The organism is Mesorhizobium sp. C268A (genome assembly GCF_040324475.1).
Lineage (GTDB): Bacteria > Pseudomonadota > Alphaproteobacteria > Rhizobiales > Rhizobiaceae > Mesorhizobium.
In genome coordinates, this window is sequence record NZ_JAMYVX010000001.1 from 225,202 (window position 1) to 243,364 (window position 18,163).

Below are 18,163 nucleotides of genomic sequence, written 5' to 3' on the forward strand. Positions count from 1 at the left end.
GTGCCGATCTCCTCGCCGGACAATAGGCTGAACGGACAGGCAGCTTTCAGGAAACCGTCAGCGCGGCCTGAACGACCGAAATGAGGCGCATTGCTGACCGGCAGCCTTGGGGCCGGGACCAGTAAGTCCGCTTGTGGCCAGTTAAGAACGACAGAGGCCGATCTCGACCCACATCAGCCATGCGGCAACATCCGGTTTCGCACAAGGCTGAGCCATGAGGGCAATGTCTTCAAAACGACGTGGTTGCATTATCGCTGTCCAGTAGGCCAAGCATGCTCGCATTCGAAACGCCAGTCGAATACGCTCAGCGAAGCTTTGAGCTAGGGAGGCAGGACAACCGCACATGGAGCGAAGGCTTACCGCGATCCTTGCTGCCGACGTGGTCGGCTACAGCACGCTCATGGGCGAGGATGAGGTCGGCACGCTCGAACGACTGAAGGGTTGCCGTCGAGAACTGGTCGACCCCGCGATCAAGGAATTCCACGGTCGGATTATCAAGCTCATGGGAGACGGGGCGCTGGTCGAATTCGCCAGCGTCGTTGATGCCGTCCAATGCGCTGCCGCGATTCAGCGCCGGATGGCTGTCCGAGACCCGGGCACCTCCGACCCCCGCCACATCCGGTTTCGCATCGGCGTCAATCTCGGTGATGTCATCGTAGAGGAAAATGACATCTACGGCGATGGCGTCAACATCGCCGCGCGCCTCGAGGCTATGGCCGAGCCGGGGGGTGTATGTATCTCCGGAACCGCATTTGATCATGCCGTTCACAAGGTTGATGTCGGCTTTGCCAGTCTTGGCGAGCAGCGCCTCAAGAACATCGCCGATCCGGTTCGCGCCTATCGACTGCTGCTGGATCCCGCAGCATCGGGAAAGGTCACGGCCGCGCCACACCGGCCGAGCTCGCGCGTCATCATCCTGGCAGGCGCCGCCGCCTTGGCGATCGCCGCGATTGCCGGCATTTTCGCATGGCAGAAGTTCTCAGTGCCATCGCGGCCATCGGTTGCCGTGCTGCCGTTTGCAAACCTCGGCGGCGATCCAGGCCAGGACTATTTCGCTGACGGCATCACCGAGGATCTGATCACCGACCTCACCAAGCTGTCCGGTCTGGACGTCATCGCGCGCAACTCGGTGTTCGCCTACAAGAACAAGCCTGCAGCGCTGGCGGACGTCGCGCGCGACCTTGGCGTCCGCTTCGTTGTCGAGGGGAGCGTCCGCCGCACCGGCGAGCAGATCCGCCTCAATGCCCAGCTCATCGATACGGCAACGGGCGACAATCTGTGGGCCAACCGGTTCGACCGTGGCATGGCCGGCGTGTTTGCCGTCCAACACGAGATGAGCGGCGAGATCGCCAAGGCGCTTGGCATGCAACCTTCGGCAGCGGAAAGCGAGCGCATGGCGCGGCCGCCGACGAGCAATCTCGAGGCCTATGATTACTATCTACAAGCCGAGACGGCGTCACGCAGCGTCCTGCAGGCCGGGCTGCGGGAGGCGCTTGCGCTCTACGACAAGGCGGAGGAGCTTGACCCCGCCTTTGCCGAAGCCTTCGCGGCCGACGCGCGCACCACAATCTATATCTGGCGGGAGGCCTTCAACGACGTCATCCAGAGCGCGCCAGCACGAAAGAGAGCATATGAGAAGGCGAGCCGAGCTTTGGAACTCGACCCTGACCTTTCGTCGCCCTATGCTATTCTTGGGATCATGCAGGTCGTGAATCGCCGCTACGAAGATGCGATTGCCTCTGCCAAGAAGGCTGTTTCAATCGGTCCGGGCGATGCAGAGGCGCAAGCAGCCCTTGGATATGTTCAGTTCTACGCCGGCAATCATGCCGAGGCAGCCACTGCGGTCGAGACGGCGCTCAGGCTCGACCCCGACCTCTCAGCGATCAACCGGGAAACTGCTGGGCTGGTTTTTCTGCTCCAGGGCAATGTCGAGAAAGCGATCGAGACTCTCGAGCACACACGCGACGATGCGTCCACGGTTGGCAACTTTCGGTTTACGCTCGCTGCGGCGTATGTCCGCGGCGGCCGCCTACCGGATGCGAAAGCCGCAATCGCCGAGGGGCTCCGCCTCGTAGCAGGGTCCAGCTACGTGGACTCTTTGGCTGGGTGGGAGATGACTCATGCACATTTTCGGAATCCGCAGGATCTGGCGATACTCGTCGCCGCACTGCGCCAGGCGGGCCTCCCCCAATGGCGCTTCGGCTTTACCCCGGCCGAACAGGACCAGTTAAAGGGTGCCGAGATCGCGTCCCTCGTCATTGGCCATACACTGCAAGGCCAGATCGAACCCGGTCTCCAACCAGCCTTCCTTCAGATCGGAAGCGACGGCAAGGCGGCCTTCCGCTCTACGACGCGGCTAGTCACCGAGACCGTCTACGTCGATGGCGATCTGTTGTGCGAGCAGAGCGAGAACCTGTTCGGTCGCCCCGACTGTGGTCCCGTCTACAGACGCAACGACGCCGCCGGCAAAAGCTACTCCTATGCCAATACAAGCAAGGTGTTTCACTTCACCGTGGTTCGGTAGACGCACACGCGCGTCTCAATGATAGTGATCGAGTTCCAAATTGGCCGCGACCTTCGGCCAGTTGGCATCGGCTTTCGGGATATTTTCAGCTGCATGCGCGGCGAAATCATCCGCATTGTCGACGTCGTAGATCAGGTAGAGCTTGCCGTCGATAATCTTGAATGCCTCAGGATCGACATTGACCGTGACCCCCCCGCCCACGACTTCGCCGGCGCAGTACCCGCCATATTGAGGAGCGTACTTGACCGGTTCGCTCATGAACATTTCCTGGTGTTTCTTGCTGGCGAAATGCCAAGGTGTCCCCAGCCATTCATAAGTGAACTCTTCGGAGCCCTTCACGGCCTTGCCGTCAGTGAAGTAAGCGACCGTGTCGTAGCCCATGATCGCCACACCACCAAAATAGCCGGTGTTTACCGAATCGTCGGCACATGCCGATCCCGCGCCGGCGACCACAGCTACCGCGACCAGGGCAGCCGTCCCCAAACTCCGAACCAGTCGTGGCTTGATCATCGTGCTCATCTGTATCCTCCGTTAATCGTGGATCTCGGCGCACTTCGCCGCGTTCGCCTCGCCAAGAATTTTGGCTTGGCAGGTAGCACCATGGCGTTTGAAAAGTCGTATGATATCCGTGTTGCCCTTCCAGAATGCGCGCGTTATCGGCATGTAGCCATGCCCCTCGGCATGGTTCACATTGGCACCTTTCGCAATGAGGAACTCGGCCAGTTCAATGTGGTTTTCCTCGCCGGCCACCAGCAACGGCGTAGCACCCGCCTTGTTGGCGGCATCGTCGAGCACCGCGCCTTTTTCCAGCAGCAGCTTGGCGATCGGCAGGCTGCCCGAGAAGGCCGCCGCATGAAGCGGGGTAAAGCCGCCCGAGTTACGCGCCATGATGTCGGCACCCTTGGCCAGCAAGAAGTCGGCGATTTCCGGCTGGTTATCGAGCGCTGCAGCGATGAGCAGCGTTGCCTGGTCGCGCGCCCGGCTGTCGACGTCGGCACCGCCTGCCAGGGCTTGCTCCACGGCAACCTTGTCGCCGGCGGCGATGGAGTCGAACAACTGCTCACCTGCGGCTGCTGTTGTAGCCGCCAAAACCAGCATTCCAAGTGCCAGCAATCCGCGTATTGTGCAAGGTAGCATATTAGCTTGTGGTCATACAAGCTGTCCTGGGCACATCAGGTGGATCCAAGGCGGACGGCGCGGCCAGACATAGCGAACGCGGCCAGGGCGGGAAGGCGTTAGTGCTACTGGCTTCGTCAGTACGGCACCAATCCAGGCTGAATTTTGAAGAGCGTCGATTACCGAGGCGCCGAGCGGCGTCGAGCGTAACCGCCTGTTGCTCCGTTGGGATAGCCGGTAAGCGCAAAGGTGGCCGTTGGCGGAAGTGTCCGCTTTCGGATGCAACTATGGCTTGCTCAATGACCGACATGGGGCGCAAAGCTGCCATTCGTAACCGGCGTACAAATAGGAAGTGCATAGGACATTTCAGGAAAAAGCCCATTCCTCATCGGTCGGCGCAATCAGCCCGTTCCGCAACCGGCTGTGAAGTTCATGCCACGACGGATCAGTCACGAAGCCTCTCATGGTTCCACATGCCTCGGCGAAGGAAATGTCGCCCAGGCGGTCGATAAGACCAATCAACCCACGGTTCCTGCCATTTAGGAATAGTTCGAGCGGATCATCGTCACACTCAATTACCCGATGTCCCCAGGCACCCGGTATGTCCTCGTTTGCGAGAGCCTGCCGAAGATCTTCATCCACACCTGCGGCCTTGAGCGCCCGGCAGACGACATAGCGCATCAGGGGGTAGTAGATCGGCTGATAGCTGCCTCCAAGCGCGCGCACGCCGGGCAGGATCGACAAAACCAGAAACATCAGCAGGAGATTCGGGACAAGGCTGCGGTTTGCCAGCCGCTCGAGAATGTCGGGGGCTGTGAAGCACGCCACCTTCATACCGGTCGCAGGATCGATGAGTTCGCCGGCGATCAGACGCAGCGGACGGCGTTTGCCATTTTCATAGAACCAGAAGAAATCAGTACCCCGAGCGAGCCAGCCACTCCACGGGCCAGACGCGAGTCCGTCGAGGCCGGCAAGGATGTTGGAAGCGAACTTCGGGTCTTCCAGCAGTCTCATGCGTAGCCAGGAATTTTCCTCCGACAGATGGTTGGCCACCAGGTCGGCAACATCCTCGTCGTCGATCTGCAGGAAGGCGAAGCGGCCTCCGAACATTTTTGGCCAAAGGATGAGATTGGCTGCCTTGATGGCGTGCGCGGGCCGCTCGAATTGCGTCTTCGGCAGAAGGCTACGAAGCAGCGTGAGCGCGTCTCCGCCAGTGCTTGGCTCCGTCGGTAACAACTCGAACCTGTAAGGTCCCGGCCCGGCTAGCAGGCTGTATCCGATCATCCGGCTTCGGCTCAGGCCAAAGACGTTGACCGGCTTGCCGTCAACGGTGATCCAGCCTGGTCCCTTGCGTGGCTTTTCGACGAGATTCACCGTCGAAACGGCGTAGGAAACGTAGGTCGAACAGCCATGCGCCGAGAGACCAAGGAGGCTGAAGATATGCGTATAATAGGCTTCCGGCTCCAGGAGGAGAAACAAATGAGGGCCTGTCTGCAACACGCGGCGCCTTTGGAAATCCCTGCAGATTTCCAAGGCGGTATCGGCAGACAACCCGTTTCGTGTCGCTGCCTTCCTGATGATGTCGAGTAGTTTGGTGAAGGCTCGGAGCCGGATTTCTGGCATGGGAACCGAAGCCGGCGCCGTAAACAGGCGAAACGCATAATCACGGATCGGCCGGGAATGGTATGGGCTCATCCAGGGGTAGAGTGCCGTCAGCGACCCCAGGACTGCCTGTTTCGCATCTACGCCTGCTGTTAGCTCTTCCACCTCACGTTTCACCTTTTTCTCGTGTCTGAATTACACCCACGCTCAAACACAAAATACTGACGAGGAGCGCCACGCCAAAGCTCAAGAAAATCGTCGAAGGAAATGCTCGATCTCCGACAGCGGCGGCAATGCCGAAGATGAGTAACCCGAGCACCACGGCCACACTATGCATAATGCCTTTGGCCCGGCCCAAAAGATAAATGGATACATGCGACTGCAATGTGACTTCAACGCTGACGCGTCCAAGATTGTATAGAAATCCGAGCGCGACAAAAAGGATCACTGTCCAGGGCGTGGGCAGAGATGCCAGCGCCATGAGTACCAGCGCCGTTAAGCCCAAAAGCATGAGATGCCGCACGTGGGTACTCATCGCTCTTTCAATCCGGAATAGAGAGACCGCACCGATCAGTGAGCCCGCCGACCATGCAGCCTCAAGGTAGCCGAAATCCGCGGCAGTACCCTTCTGCTCCTGGAAGACGAAGCTAGATCCCATGACGCTGACAAGCACCGCGCTTGTGTAGAGAAGCGCGTAGACGCCGATGAGACGACGCAGGCTTGGATCTAATTGTGCTGCCGAGATTTTGGCGAAGCGGACATCACGCGAAACCGGTTGCAGCCGCATCAAGGCTAGGCAGCCCGATGAAAACAAAAAGAAGGCAGCAATAACGGTGAATGGCAGGACTGGGGAGCGATCATGCAGCAAAGGCCCTGCAAGCAAAGCTGCGCCGAGATTGCCGACCTGCATGACGAAGAAGACGGCGGAATTCGAGGCTACAAGATCGCGGCCGTCAGCTATCACGGGGATCATTGATTGAGAGCTTGTAAGCGCGACACGGTCGCAAAACGAAAAGAGGGCCGCTGACAGACAGATAATCACAAACACGTCCATGTCGAGAAGCGCGCAAGCGGTAGCCAGCATAACGACGAAGCGGCTGAGGTCTGCCGCAACGTTCAAGCATCGCCTGTCAAATCGATCCGCCGCTACACCGGCCAGAGGGCTCGCGATGAATTCGACAACGCTGACGATCGCAAGGAACGTCGCCACGCCGGCGGTTCCGTACCCTCGCTCGACGAGAATCCAGGCGGATGCGATGTAGTAGCCGTTTCGGGCAACGGCCGCCGATAGCGTGCTGGCCAGGAATCCGAGGCAGGGACTGGACCGGCCGGCCCGTCCTTTGGCATGATGAACTCGAACCAGGTTTGACATGAGCGGCGTATCCGGCTGACCGCCGATGGATACCGTCTTCCGCCAAGCCTGCTTTACTGTGATGTTGGGGTTTTCCGATACTTGCTGAGAACCGACAAGCGGCGGGCTAGATTCTGCAGTTACGACGAAACTCCGTCGGGACCGCGCCGAATGCCCGCTTAAAGGCGGTCGTGAAATGGCTCGAGCTGCCGAAACCACATTCCATCGCGATTTCCGTCGCCGACAGACTGGTCGATCGCAGCATGTCCGCGGCCTGCTCCAGCCGTCGCTGCGCAATGAATGCGTGCGGCGTCATGCCTGTCGACTGCTTGAAGGCCCTCCAGAAATGGAACCGGCTAACCCCAATCTCTTTCGCCAGATCGGCGAGCGTAGGTCTGCCGTCCGACAACGTCTCGATCATGTCCACCGCCCGCTTGAGATCGAACGATGACAAACCGCCTTTTGCCGGCTCCTGATGGAAGCCGTTCAACCTCAACATTTGGCCGAGCAATTGCGTGGCGTGGCACTCCACCATCGTTGCGCTGATGGGGTCAGGCTGCTTGAGCTCCAAGGCAATCCTCTGCAACGCCAACTCTACAGTGCCGTCCCGAAACCCGATCGACGGCGGCAGCACTGCCGGGCGATGGCGAGCCGTTCCCGCAAACACATCGTCGGCGAACTCTTTTGCAATCGAGACTAGGAGGTAGGAAGCGGTCGCGTCCCCCTCGTCCCACCCATTCCAATCACTGCCGGCGGGCATGAAGATTATCGAACCGGCCCGGCGCGGCAAAAAGGCAATCCGGCGCCCATCCACGATGTCTTCTCCGCGGCACGCCGTGCCCTTCAGGTTCATCAGGAACAAATGGTTTGGCTGCAGGATTCTTGTTTCCTGGCGCTCAAGCCCGGTTCTTTTGACCACGTCCGCCCGTACGCTGCCCCAATTCTCATACTTGTGGGCAAGCGATTGGTGGCGTGACCGGCGGTTCTCGGTCGGGTCGAGGGCAAGAGTATTCACGTATCCGCAGCCTCCTTACTGGCGAGCGGCCAGTCGTCGCATGATGTGGCGAACCATGGGTTGCTGAACAACACGCAAATAACTCTGGATTGGTAGAAGATGTGACTTTAGCGAAAAAATGGCAAACGAGTGAAAGCCGCCTGTATCCGGCAGGCCTACCAGTTGGCTCAGCCAATACTTGAGCCCGGTGAAATATTAGACCCCACTTATCTTGGTGGAATTTCCCCCATCGACGTATCGGCATCTCACCAATGGAACGGTGTTGGAGGCATACTGCGATGCGTGGACTCGACGACTTTCTGGCTGAGTGCGACCACGGCCCACGGATCAACGGACTGGCAGGCTTTTTCGCGGCGACCGCCGCTGGCAAGAGCGGGATGCCAATCCGCAAGCCCGTCGCCGACGCCCGGCTTCTGCCGAGCGATGAACTGCTGCGCGGCCTGGTCAGCCTGCATGCGGCACGACAAGGCTTTTTTGACCAGCATTATCACGGCAGCATTCCCTACAGATTGGAGGAGGAGTGCCGGACGGCCTACGCAATGCTGAAATACGCACGGGATCGTGGTGGTCCGCATTCGCTATACAGCCTTGGAACAGCGGAAGGCACGATGGCGAGGACACTGTCCGAACTGTCGGAGGGACAGATACGCACACTGTCGTGCAGCCCGAACGCGGAGAATTACAATTGCTTCATGGCTTATGGCGAACCGCCGCACGCTGACTTCTTCGTCGGCCCCTTTCATCATTTGACAAAGGACGTCCTGCGTTCAGATCCGCGACTGGCAAATTTTGCCCACGGGTTCGACATCATTCTCGAAGATACGACCTTTCAGATGTACTCGCCCAACAGAGCAAGCCAGATCGAATTCGTGACCCAGCACCTCAAGCAGGACGGAATCTTCGTCTTCGTCGAAAAGTTCCGGGCAACCGAGGAGCCGGACTACAGGCGTCGCGAATACCAGAAGGATTTTGGGTTCAAGGCGCGCTATTTTCCCCCAGATGAAATCGAGAAGAAGCAAACCCTCGTTCTGGATACGATGTTCGGCAATGAGGTGACTTTGGCACAGATGGCCGACGCCATACGCCAGCATTTCAGCTACTGCTCACTGACGTGGAACAGCGGAAATTTCTGTAGCCTGGCGGCGAGCAATAGCGAGGAAAACCTAAACCGGTACCTCTCCCAGATGGCCACTCCGGCCATTCCGCACGAGTACGTCTACGAAACGAGCTTGTGTCCGCCCCTGCCCGTTAGCGTCCCTGCCGCGCAGGAATAGGCTCCTGCGCCTTGGGACAGGTCGACAACACGCTCCGCCGTTTGGACCATGTCTTCGCAGCTGTCGACCATGGCAGCCTCAGGCAGGCTGCAAGAGTTCTCAGAGTGAGGGAATCCTGTGTCAGCCGCAACATCGTAGCTCTCGAGCAGTTGCTCGACATGCAGTTGTTTGACCGCGACGTCCATGGCGTTCGGCTGACCGAGGCAGGCCGGGCCTGGGTCGATCTTGTCCGGGCCCATTATGAAGGCTTGCAGGATGCACTGGCTGGAGGTAGTCGCGGTCAACAGGATGTCAAAACGCTCAGGATAGGATTATGCGCCCAGATGGGGCGCACGTTCGTGACACGTCTCATCGATCGTTTTGGCCGTTTACATCCAGACGTGTGCGTCGAGATCGAAGACGTTCCACTCGAACAGTGCCTGGCGGCTATACGCCGCCGGCGCCTCGACATCGTCTTCACGCACGGGCTTGAGAACGCCGCCCTGTGCCGTAGCGAGATATTTGCGCACGAGCGCTTGTTCGTTCTCCTGCCCTGCTACCATCCGCTTGCAGAAAAGCCTGCGGTCAGATGGGCAGATCTTGCAGATACGTGTCTGCTGGTTTCAGGCGAATCCTCCCGGGATCCGCAATTGCTGGAGCATATCGCTGCGAATGGTGGCCCCGCTATCCAGATATGTCGCGCCAGCGAAGCAACGGTCATCCTCAAGGTGCAACTCGGTCAAGGCGTCACTCTGGCGGGCGAGGGTTTTGCCAGGACAGTCGCCATCGACGCCACAGTGTGGAAACCGATCCGTGGGCAGAGCAGCATCAGTTGGATCAAGGCAGTGTGGCTTGAATCGAACCCAAAGCGCGCGCTCTTGCGGCTGGTTGGGACCGCAAGAAACATGGCGACAGCAGCACGACCCGGGACCTGTCAATGGAGGAGCTCGCCGCGGCGCGATTTCTGAAGTCACGCCATGAATGGGAGGCGCGACTGACCCGGTTCGACTCCGGTCCCCAGGCCCTTAGCCAGCACTTTCCGAACGCTTTGCCCTGGCAAAGCCCCGATCCGTCGCAATGAACCGCTCCAACATCGCAACGATGAGGCGCGGCGCATCGGCGGGCCGGTGCCCCGCTTCGCGGCCGAGGATCTCGGCATAAGCGGTCAGGTCACGGTGCAATGCCGCGGGAAGCTCCACCATGACCTTGACAGGTTTGTCGTCAGCGATTGGCCCCAGTTTCAGCTTGGCCATTTCAGCCTCCATAAGGTTCAAGCACGAGATCGCGCGTGACGATGACGCGCACCGGGTATCCCGGTCGGATGGTGAGTGTCGGCGCTATATTGAGCTGCCGCTGCACGATCTGCTGGCCTGTCTGGCTGATGCTGTCGGAAGCACCCTGACGAAGAGCGCGCATGATGTCGCTCTCCTGGCCCGATGAGCCTGCCTGCGCACCGATGCTCAGAACCGTGGAGAGCGCTGCAGCCTTGAAGAGCTCGCCCCAGTGATAGTCAACGCCGTCCTCGAGCCCAGCATAGCCTTCCGCGTCCGCGCCAGGCTGACGTTCCAGAATGATGGAGCGGCCGTTCGGAAAAATCAGTCTGGTCCAGACCAGCAACACGCGACGCTGGCCGAAGCCGACACCATTGTCATACTGGCCGATGAGGCGCGTCCCCTGCGGAATGAGACGGACTTGTCCGGTGGGGCTGTCATAGACATTCTCCGTCACCTGCGCGGTAATCTGACCCGGCAGGTCGGAGCGAATGCCGGTGATGAGGGCGGCCGCGATGACAGCGCCCGCCTGCAGGACGTTTTTCGACGCCGGCGCCGCGACGCGATCAGGCGAGACGGTTCGCTTGTCCGCCGGCTGATCAAGGAACGCGCGCTGCCGGTCCTGCGCCGAGGGCGTGGCCGGCTGCGGCGCGAACCCAAGGCTGGAGAGATCAGGCCGTGGCACGGTTTCTGTCGTGACTTGAGCGACGGTCGTGTCACTTGCAGGCCGCGTTTGCGTGGACGCGAACAAGCGCGCCGTCCTCGCCGCTTCCAGTTCCTGCTCCCGGCGCTGCTCCTCCTGGTCCAGTCCAACGGGACCTGTTGATAGCGCGGGGCCGCCATTCTGCGCGGCGAGGATCGGGCGGCCGAGATCGCCGGGAAGCGGTGGGCCAAGCTTTGGGACGCCTGCATAGTCCTTTGGCAGGCCGGCGAGCCCATCGGGCGTCGAGCGATTGTCGGTTGAGTACAGCTCCTGACCCTGGCCTTGTTGACGGTTCTGCAGCGCGTAGATCAGCGCACCGCCGACAGCGAGGCTTGCGGTGAGCCCCAACGCGGCCAGCGCCTTGCGGGACAGACGCGTCACCCGCGGTTGCTCGGCGCGCAGCCGCATGGCCGCGGCCGGCTCGCCTGTCAGGGGCCGGGCGTCATCCTCGACCGACGCCTCCGGCCGGGCGTCATCCGCCGGCCCCCGGCCCTCTTCCTTCCCGGGATCCAATCTGTCGCTCATGATGACGACCCTCCCCTGTTTGTTCGGAGGGACGTCGCTTGCGGGGTCTCACCAGGGCCACGCATCCATGAAAATCGACTGCTCTTCACCCCATCGGTGCGGGAGATGCGGATGCGCTGCTGGTTCTTGCCGGCGCCAAAGCGCAACTCGGCGGCGGCAAACAGCCGGTCGACGATCATGTAGTTGCCGCGCACGCGATAGTTGACCAGCTCGGACGTGTCACCTTCCGGCCCGACCACGAACAGTGGCGGCATCTCACCCTGGCCGATGCCGCGCGGGAACTCGATGAACACCTGCTTGCCATCGTCGAAGGCGCGCAACGGCCGCCATGGTGCGCGATCGCCTGTCACCTGGTATCGGAAATTGACGCGAGAAAGATCGATGCCCGTCGAGACCGGCTGCACAGCTTCAGCCTCTTGGTTCTGACGCCGCAAAGCGATGAGTTGGTCCTGCGGATATTGCCAGGAAACCGATGCCATATAGGTCGACGGCGTCGAGCGCAGTTCCATGTGATAGGTCCGCCGATCGGTGTTGATGACGAGATTGGTGAGAAGGTCGGCGCGCGTCGGCTTGACGAGGATGTGGACCTGCTTGGCGCCGCCCGTACCGCTCTCGGTATCGCCGATGATCCAGCGCACGGTGTCGCCGGCGGCGACGGGACCGGAACCGACGAGCTGCTCGCCGGGCTGGAGCGCGATGTCGGTGATCTGCCCCGGCGAGGCATAGACCTGATAGAGCGCGCCATCGACGAATGGATAGACCTGCATCGAGTTGATGAAGCCGTTGCGGACAGGCTGGACGCGCGCGGCCGCATTGGCCAAGTTCACGCGCGCGGTCGGATCGGTCGGTTCCGGGTCGGGCTTTGCGGCCTTGCCGACCGGCTTCAACTGGCCTGGAAGCGGCAGCGGCTTCGACAGCTCCACCACCTTGACGGGCGGTGGCGGATCGACGGCATGCACGGCCGGGACCGGATCGTCATAGGAAATCTCCGGCGGCTTCTGCCTGGTGGCGCAGCCCGCAAGCGCCGAAGTGCAAAGCAAAAGCGCTGGAAGGGCCATTTTGCGGAAGGCCGGCATTGCGTGGATGAGGAAAACCGGACGCCCCCAGGGGGCGGCTTTGCAGAGTACGGGCATCATTGTCCAAGCTCCTTCGACCAGTTGATGGCGTTGATGTAGATTCCAAGCGGGTTCTTCCTCAGCGCATCAGCGTCGCGCGGGGGCTGGACGACAATGGTGAGGATGGCGGACCAGCGCTCCGTGGAAGCCAGTGAGCCGTCCTGATAGCGGCGTTCGACCCAGGCGATTCGGAAGCTCACCGGCGATGCGCGGATGACCGACGACACATCGACGGCGACCTGCTGCTTGCCGACCTTGGTGAACGGGTCATTGGCGCGCGCATAGTCGTTGAGAGCCAGCGCCCCGCCCTGCGTCGCGAAGTCGTAGGCGCGCAGCCAGTTCTGCCGCACGATGACCGGATCGGCGGGGATCGACCTCACCTGTTCGATGAAGTGCGCCAGGTAGAAGGCAATCTGCGGATCGTTCGGCTGATAGTCGCCGACCGCAGGTCCCACAGCCTGCGCCTGGCCGAGACGATCGACCTGCACCACCCAAGGCACGATCGAGCCTTTGGCGGATTGCCAGATGAGCGCGGCCGAGAACCCCGCGGCGAGCGCCAGGCAACCGAAGGCCATGGTGCGCCAGTTGCGCGCCTGCACGCGAGCCGAACCGATGCGCTCGTCCCAGAGCTGAGCAGCGCGTTGGTAGGGGGTCTCGGGTTGTGGGGACTTGCCGTAGTGCGTGGACGGTCGTTTGAACATGCTCAGTCACTTTCAGAGAGGTTGATCGAGGAGCCGCCGCCATGGCTGTCGCCACTGCGAACGGCGTGGGCGGCGGCCTGGACGCCATGGGTCATCTGTTGCGAGCGCTTCATGCGCTTCGCCCAGGCTGGCTGACTTTCGGTTGCGGAGGACGCGACGGGTGCGGAGCCGGCTTCGGGCGCGTTCGCGCCGATTGTGCCAGCCGTGGATGACCCGCCCGTCGTCTCGAAGGCAGCGCGAGCGCCCGACTGGTAGCTGTGCTTCATGCTGCCTGCCGCATTATTGGCCGCACGCTTGAGCGGTGAGATGGCACCTTGGGCGCCGGCTCTGATGACACCGCCGAGCCCGGATGCGACGCCAGAAAAGCCAGACTCTCCGGCCGCGCTGAGGCCGTAGGCTGTGGACGCCCTGCCCGCCATGGCGGCACCGCCACGGGCCGCCGCTGCAGCACCGCCGCTGACAGCCGCGCCGCCGGACACGACGGAACCGGCGGCGGCGGCGCCCACTGCTGCCATGCCGCCGGCGGCGAGCCCGGTCCCGACAGCCGCGCCCGCACCGAGTTGCGGGCCGCCGGAGACGAGACCGTTGGCAATGCCCGGTCCAAAGATGCCAAGGCCGAGCAGCGACAACGCGGCCAGCACGATCGCCATGGCATCGTCGATCGACGGCGTGTTGCCGCTGAACCCCGCGGTGAACTCGGAAAAGAGCGTTGAGCCGATGCCGATGATGACGGCGAGCACCAGCACCTTGATGCCGGACGAGATGACGTTGCCAAGCACCCGCTCGGCCATGAAGGCGGATTTGCCGAACAGACCGAAGGGAATGAGCACGAAACCGGCGAGCGTGGTCAGCTTGAATTCGATCAGCGTGACGAAAAGCTGGATTGCCAGGATGAAGAAGGCCAGCAGCACCAGCGCCCAGGCGAAGAACATGCAGGCGATCTGGATGAAGTTCTCGAAGAAGGACCAATAGCCCATCAGGTTCGAGATCGAGTCCAGCAACGGCCGGCCGGCATCGAGCCCGGTCTGCGCCACCTTGCCCGGGCGCATGAGATCGTTGACGGTAAAACCCGTACCCGAGGCCTTCAGGCCAAGCCCGGCGAAGCTTTCAAAGACGATGCGGGCGAGATTGTTCCAGTTGGAGATGAGATAGGCGAAGACGCCGACGAACAGAGTCTTCTTGACGAGGCGCGCCATGATGTCGTCGTCCGCACCCCAGGACCAGAAGAGCGCAGCCAACGTCACGTCGATGACGATCAGGGTCGTCGCGATGAACCCGACCTCGCCGCCGAGCAGGCCGAAGCCGCTGTCGATGTAGCGCGTGAAGACTTCGAGGAAATGGTCGATGACGCCCATGCCGCCCATGTCAGCGAGCCTCCGGCCGGGGCGGCTCGACCTGCATCGCGGGAGCGGTCACATCCGCCCGCTTCCCTTCTTTCCGGTCGGCTGACGGCGGCACATTCGGAAACAGCGTTGTCGGCGCTAGCGGAGCAGGCGCGGTTGCCGAGTCACGTTGACCGAGAAACCGGCGCCGGCTGGCTGCCCACGCTTTCAGACAGCCGGGATCGCGAGGACCGGCCTCGCCGATCCCGGAACAGCGGCGCAATTCGGCCGCGAGTGGGTGTTGTGGCGCGACGGAACGGTCCCCCGTCGCAAGGGCGTCAGGCTCGTCGTCCTCGCTGCTCATCTCGATTGCGGTCACTGTCAAAGCGACCGCGATGAAGATGACCGCGCCGATGCGAGCGAGGAGCTTGCCTTCCATCGCGCCGACCTCAGTTCTTGCCATAGAACATCTGCGCACTGCCGGGCTGGTAGCCCGAGCCCTGCGTCAGGAAGCGCCGGCGCTGCTCTCGGCCCTGGTCGGCAGCGGTGGCCTGTTCGGCCGATTGCAACGCTTGCGCCCGACCGTTCGCGGCGACGACAGCGGTGAGATCGGCGAGCTGCTGCGCCTGAAGCGCGAGGAGCTGGTTGCCGGCCTGTGTTGCCTGAAGCGCTCCGGTCGCACCCTGGCTTTGGCCGACCAGCGCCGACATCTGCGTTCGATTGGTGTCGATGTTGCCGACGACTCCCGCCTGCACACGCATGGCATCCTGAAGGCCACCAACCGTGTTGCCCCAGCGCGAGCGCGCGTCGGCGACGAGTTGCTGATCCGAAGCCGACAGCGAGACGTTGCCATATTTCTGCTGGAAGGCCTGATCGATCTGCTGCACGTCGTAGGCTACGTTCTGCGCTTGACCGAGCAATTGCTGCGTACGCTGCACTGACTGCTGGAGCTGTTGCAGCGAGGAGAACGGCAAGCTTGCGAGATTGCGGGCCTGGTTGATGAGCATCTGCGCCTGGTTCTGAAGCGAGGTGATCTGGTTGGTGATCTGCTCGAGCGAGCGCGCTGCCGTCAGGACGTTTTGCGAATAGTTCGAGGGATCGAAAACGATCAAGGCCTGTGCGGGCGTTGCCAGCATGGGCGAGAGCGCGGCGGGAGCGACAAGCAGGGCGGCAGCGAGCCGCATGCCAAGGGAGCGGTGCAGTTTCATGGGGACTTCTCCTTGTTGGTGAGGGCGGGGCTGGTTAGGGCGGGAACCAGTTCAGCGGCCCAGCCGACGCCACGGTGGCTAAGCCAGGCAGCGAGGAACCCGTCGCGGCCGTGCTCAGCGACGATGCGGGAGATCGCGGCCTGGTCGGTCTTCGCGGATACGGCGCAAAGCGCGAGCGCCACATCCGACAGTCCCAGCTCGAACAGCCGGTTGCCGCGACGGGACTGGCAGTAATAGTCGCGCTTCGGCATCGCCCGCGCGATGATCTCGATCTGCCGGTCGTTGAGGCCGAAGCGGCGATAGATCGCCGTGATCTGCGGCTCGATGGCGCGCTCGTTCGGCAGCAGAAGCCGGGTCTGGCAGCTCTCGATGATCGCGGGCGCGATTGCCGAACCATCGATGTCGCTGAGCGACTGCGTGGCGAAGATCACGCTGGCGTTCTTCTTGCGCAGCGTCTTCAGCCATTCGCGGAGCTGGCCAGCAAAACCCTCATCGTCCAGCGCAAGCCAGCCTTCGTCGATGATGAGAAGCGTTGGCGAGCCATCGAGCCGGTCCTCGATGCGATGGAAGAGATAGGATAGCACCGCGGGCGCAGCGCCCGTTCCGATCAGTCCTTCGGTTTCGAATGCCTGGACCGACGCCGATCCGAGATGCTCGCGCTCGGCATCGAGCAACCGGCCATGGGGACCCCCGACGCAATAGGGGCGCAATGCCTGCTTGAGGTCATTTGATTGCAGCAGCACGACCAGACCGGTGATGGTGCGCTCCGCGACAGGCGCGGACGCCAGCGAACTCAACGCCGTCCAGATATGCTCCTTGACCTCAGGGGTGATCGTCACATTCTCGCGCGTCAGGATCGCAACGATCCAGTCGGCGGCCCAGGCGCGCTCGGGGACATCGTGAATGCGGGCGAACGGCTGAAGGCTGACACTGTCGATCGCCCCATCGCTGAGATCGCCGCCGAGATCATGCCAGTCGCCGCCCATGGCGAGTGCCGCCGCGCGGATCGAGCCGCCGAAATCAAAGGCGAAAACCTGTGACCCTGGATAGCGGCGGAACTGCAGCGCCATCAGTGCCAAGAGCACGGACTTGCCCGCGCCGGTCGGGCCGACGATCAGCGTGTGGCCGACGTCACCGACGTGAAGCGAAAGCCGGAACGGGGTCGAGCCTTCGGTCTTGCCGAAGAGCAGAGGGGGCGCTGCAAAATGCTCGTCCCGTTCCGACCCCGCCCACACCGCGGAAAGCGGAATGATGTGGGCGAGATTGAGCGTGGAGATGGGAGGTTGACGGACGTTGGCATAAACATGACCCGGCAGGCTGCCGAGCCACGCGTCGACGGCGTTGATGGTTTCAATAATCGCCGTAAAGTCGCGGCCCTGGATGACCTTTTCGACCAGGCGCAGTTTTTCGTCGGCGATGTTGGGATCATCGTCCCACACCGTCACCGTCGCGGTGACATAGGCCATGCCGGCATAGTCGGCGCCGAGTTCCTGCAGCGCCATGTCGGCATCGGCGGCCTTGTTTGCGGCGTCGGTGTCCACGAGGACGGACGCCTCGTTGGTCATCACCTCCTTGAGGATCGCCGCCACTGACTTGCGCTTGGCGAACCATTGACGCCGGATCTTCGTCAGCAGCCTGGTGGCATCGGTCTTGTCGAGCAGGATCGCGCGTGTCGACCAGCGATACGGAAACGCCAGCCGGTTCAGTTCGTCGAGCAGACCCGGCGTGGTTGCGGTCGGGAATCCCGTGACCGTGAGAATGCGCAGATGCGACGCGCCAAGCCGCGGCTCGAGCCCGCCGGTCAGCGGCTGGTCGGCCAGCATGGCGTCGAGATACATCGGCGTTTCGGGAACGCGGACACGGTGGCGATTGGTCGAGACGCAGCCATGCAGATAGGTCAGCGTCTCGGCGTCATCGAGCCAGCGGCACTCCGGCATGAAGGCTTCGACAAGGCGCAAGACGCGGTCGCTGCGGTCAGTGAACCCGGTCAGCGCCGCGTTGGGGTCGAGGCCCTTCTTCTCGCGGCCTTCGTAGAGCCAGCTTTCCGCGCGGGCGGTGTCTTCGGCGGGCGCAAGATAGGTGAGCGTCAGGAAGTAGCTGGACTCGAAATGCGCGCCGGCCTCCTCGAAGCCCGCCTTTCGCTCCGCATCGACTAGCGTGGAGGCCGCATCCGGAAAGCTGCTGTCGGGATAGCGGGTCGAGGCATGGCGCTGCGCTTCGACGAAGATCGCCCAGCCGGAGCCGAGACGGCGGAAGGCATTGTTGAGCCGGCCGGCGACGGCAATCAGTTCGGCCGGAACGGCGCTGTCGAGATCGGGGCCGCGAAAGCGCGCGGTCCGCTGGAAGCTGCCATCCTTGTTGAGGACGACGCCGGCGCCGACCAATGCCACCCAGGGTAGGAAGTCGGCGAGCCGGCTGCTACGGTTGCGATATTCGGCAAGGTTCATCATCGGTGCG

16 protein-coding genes are annotated in these 18,163 nt (G+C 62.0%); 3 read left to right on the top strand and 13 right to left on the bottom strand.

Annotation, left to right across the window (positions count from 1 at the left end):
* Nucleotides 1-343 precede the first annotated feature (343 nt).
* Nucleotides 344-2,524, top strand: a complete 2,181-nt coding sequence (locus NKL06_RS01125; protein ID WP_023694976.1) for an adenylate/guanylate cyclase domain-containing protein — start codon at nucleotides 344-346, stop codon at nucleotides 2,522-2,524.
* Between the two features lie 15 nt (nucleotides 2,525-2,539).
* Here NKL06_RS01125 and NKL06_RS01130 read toward each other — a convergent pair whose 3' ends face one another.
* The 5 genes from NKL06_RS01130 to NKL06_RS01150 all read right to left on the bottom strand — a co-directional run bounded on the left by NKL06_RS01130 (nucleotide 2,540) and on the right by NKL06_RS01150 (nucleotide 7,608).
* On the bottom strand, nucleotides 2,540-3,043 hold the full coding sequence (locus NKL06_RS01130) for a YHS domain-containing (seleno)protein (RefSeq protein WP_023707420.1): 504 nt from the start codon (nucleotides 3,041-3,043) through the stop codon (nucleotides 2,540-2,542).
* A 12-nt stretch (nucleotides 3,044-3,055) separates the two neighbouring features.
* On the bottom strand, nucleotides 3,056-3,646 hold the full coding sequence (locus NKL06_RS01135; RefSeq protein ID WP_031198904.1) for an ankyrin repeat domain-containing protein: 591 nt from the start codon (nucleotides 3,644-3,646) through the stop codon (nucleotides 3,056-3,058).
* 360 nt (nucleotides 3,647-4,006) lie between these two features.
* Complete coding sequence (locus NKL06_RS01140; RefSeq protein WP_155921727.1) at nucleotides 4,007-5,419, bottom strand: hypothetical protein; 1,413 nt, start codon at nucleotides 5,417-5,419, stop codon at nucleotides 4,007-4,009.
* Nucleotides 5,409-6,614 carry an MFS transporter gene (locus tag NKL06_RS01145; RefSeq protein ID WP_023694974.1) on the bottom strand — a complete coding sequence of 402 codons (1,206 nt, stop codon included), beginning with the start codon at nucleotides 6,612-6,614 and terminating at the stop codon, nucleotides 5,409-5,411. The genes NKL06_RS01140 and NKL06_RS01145 overlap by 11 nt, the downstream gene beginning before the upstream one ends.
* A gap of 106 nt (nucleotides 6,615-6,720) precedes the next feature.
* Nucleotides 6,721-7,608, bottom strand: coding sequence for a helix-turn-helix transcriptional regulator (locus NKL06_RS01150; protein WP_023808432.1), 888 nt, complete (start codon nucleotides 7,606-7,608; stop codon nucleotides 6,721-6,723).
* A gap of 278 nt (nucleotides 7,609-7,886) precedes the next feature.
* Between NKL06_RS01150 and NKL06_RS01155 the strand changes: the two genes are divergently transcribed.
* Nucleotides 7,887-8,882 carry a class I SAM-dependent methyltransferase gene (locus tag NKL06_RS01155; RefSeq protein ID WP_023694972.1) on the top strand — a complete coding sequence of 332 codons (996 nt, stop codon included), beginning with the start codon at nucleotides 7,887-7,889 and terminating at the stop codon, nucleotides 8,880-8,882.
* Between the two features lie 11 nt (nucleotides 8,883-8,893).
* Entirely contained in the window at nucleotides 8,894-9,829 is a 936-nt protein-coding gene (locus NKL06_RS01160) for a LysR family transcriptional regulator (protein WP_023706929.1), read from the top strand.
* Nucleotides 9,830-9,886: 57 nt separating this feature from the next.
* On the opposite strand, the gene NKL06_RS01165 is transcribed toward NKL06_RS01160, so the two are convergent.
* From NKL06_RS01165 to trbE, 8 genes are read right to left on the bottom strand one after another with little or no spacing between them, the layout of a single operon-like run.
* Complete coding sequence (locus NKL06_RS01165; RefSeq protein ID WP_023716200.1) at nucleotides 9,887-10,114, bottom strand: DUF2274 domain-containing protein; 228 nt, start codon at nucleotides 10,112-10,114, stop codon at nucleotides 9,887-9,889.
* A gap of 1 nt (nucleotide 10,115) precedes the next feature.
* Nucleotides 10,116-11,360 carry a TraB/TrbI/VirB10 family type IV secretion system protein gene (locus NKL06_RS01170; protein WP_023694970.1) on the bottom strand — a complete coding sequence of 415 codons (1,245 nt, stop codon included), beginning with the start codon at nucleotides 11,358-11,360 and terminating at the stop codon, nucleotides 10,116-10,118.
* Nucleotides 11,357-12,496, bottom strand: a complete 1,140-nt coding sequence (trbG, locus tag NKL06_RS01175; RefSeq protein WP_245260697.1) for a P-type conjugative transfer protein TrbG — start codon at nucleotides 12,494-12,496, stop codon at nucleotides 11,357-11,359. The genes NKL06_RS01170 and trbG overlap by 4 nt, the downstream gene beginning before the upstream one ends.
* On the bottom strand, nucleotides 12,493-13,176 hold the full coding sequence (gene trbF / locus NKL06_RS01180; protein ID WP_023697518.1) for a conjugal transfer protein TrbF: 684 nt from the start codon (nucleotides 13,174-13,176) through the stop codon (nucleotides 12,493-12,495). Before trbF ends, trbG begins: the two co-directional genes overlap by 4 nt.
* 2 nt (nucleotides 13,177-13,178) lie before the next feature.
* Nucleotides 13,179-14,540, bottom strand: coding sequence for a P-type conjugative transfer protein TrbL (gene trbL, locus NKL06_RS01185; protein WP_352504299.1), 1,362 nt, complete (start codon nucleotides 14,538-14,540; stop codon nucleotides 13,179-13,181).
* 1 nt (nucleotide 14,541) lies between these two features.
* Nucleotides 14,542-14,937: a putative entry exclusion protein TrbK-alt gene (trbK-alt, locus tag NKL06_RS01190; RefSeq protein ID WP_023694931.1), complete on the bottom strand. Its 396-nt coding sequence runs from the start codon at nucleotides 14,935-14,937 to the stop codon at nucleotides 14,542-14,544.
* Nucleotides 14,938-14,947: 10 nt separating this feature from the next.
* Nucleotides 14,948-15,706 carry a P-type conjugative transfer protein TrbJ gene (gene trbJ, locus NKL06_RS01195; RefSeq protein WP_023715510.1) on the bottom strand — a complete coding sequence of 253 codons (759 nt, stop codon included), beginning with the start codon at nucleotides 15,704-15,706 and terminating at the stop codon, nucleotides 14,948-14,950.
* Nucleotides 15,703-18,156, bottom strand: a complete 2,454-nt coding sequence (trbE, locus tag NKL06_RS01200; RefSeq protein WP_352580031.1) for a conjugal transfer protein TrbE — start codon at nucleotides 18,154-18,156, stop codon at nucleotides 15,703-15,705. The genes trbJ and trbE overlap by 4 nt, the downstream gene beginning before the upstream one ends.
* Nucleotides 18,157-18,163 lie beyond the last annotated feature (7 nt).

Bases quoted from the DNA above. Each gene is read 5' to 3' on its own strand.
- NKL06_RS01125 (WP_023694976.1), top strand. From the start codon at position 344: ATGGAGCGAAGGCTTACCGCGATCCTTGCTGCCGACGTGGTCGGCTAC.
- NKL06_RS01130 (WP_023707420.1), bottom strand. From the start codon at position 3,043: ATGAGCACGATGATCAAGCCACGACTGGTTCGGAGTTTGGGGACGGCT.
- NKL06_RS01145 (WP_023694974.1), bottom strand. From the start codon at position 6,614: ATGTCAAACCTGGTTCGAGTTCATCATGCCAAAGGACGGGCCGGCCGG.
- NKL06_RS01155 (WP_023694972.1), top strand. From the start codon at position 7,887: ATGCGTGGACTCGACGACTTTCTGGCTGAGTGCGACCACGGCCCACGG.
- NKL06_RS01165 (WP_023716200.1), bottom strand. From the start codon at position 10,114: ATGGCCAAGCTGAAACTGGGGCCAATCGCTGACGACAAACCTGTCAAG.
- NKL06_RS01170 (WP_023694970.1), bottom strand. From the start codon at position 11,360: ATGAGCGACAGATTGGATCCCGGGAAGGAAGAGGGCCGGGGGCCGGCG.
- trbG (WP_245260697.1), bottom strand. From the start codon at position 12,496: ATGATGCCCGTACTCTGCAAAGCCGCCCCCTGGGGGCGTCCGGTTTTC.
- trbF (WP_023697518.1), bottom strand. From the start codon at position 13,176: ATGTTCAAACGACCGTCCACGCACTACGGCAAGTCCCCACAACCCGAG.
- trbL (WP_352504299.1), bottom strand. From the start codon at position 14,540: ATGGGCGGCATGGGCGTCATCGACCATTTCCTCGAAGTCTTCACGCGC.
- trbK-alt (WP_023694931.1), bottom strand. From the start codon at position 14,937: ATGGAAGGCAAGCTCCTCGCTCGCATCGGCGCGGTCATCTTCATCGCG.
- trbJ (WP_023715510.1), bottom strand. From the start codon at position 15,706: ATGAAACTGCACCGCTCCCTTGGCATGCGGCTCGCTGCCGCCCTGCTT.
- trbE (WP_352580031.1), bottom strand. From the start codon at position 18,156: ATGATGAACCTTGCCGAATATCGCAACCGTAGCAGCCGGCTCGCCGAC.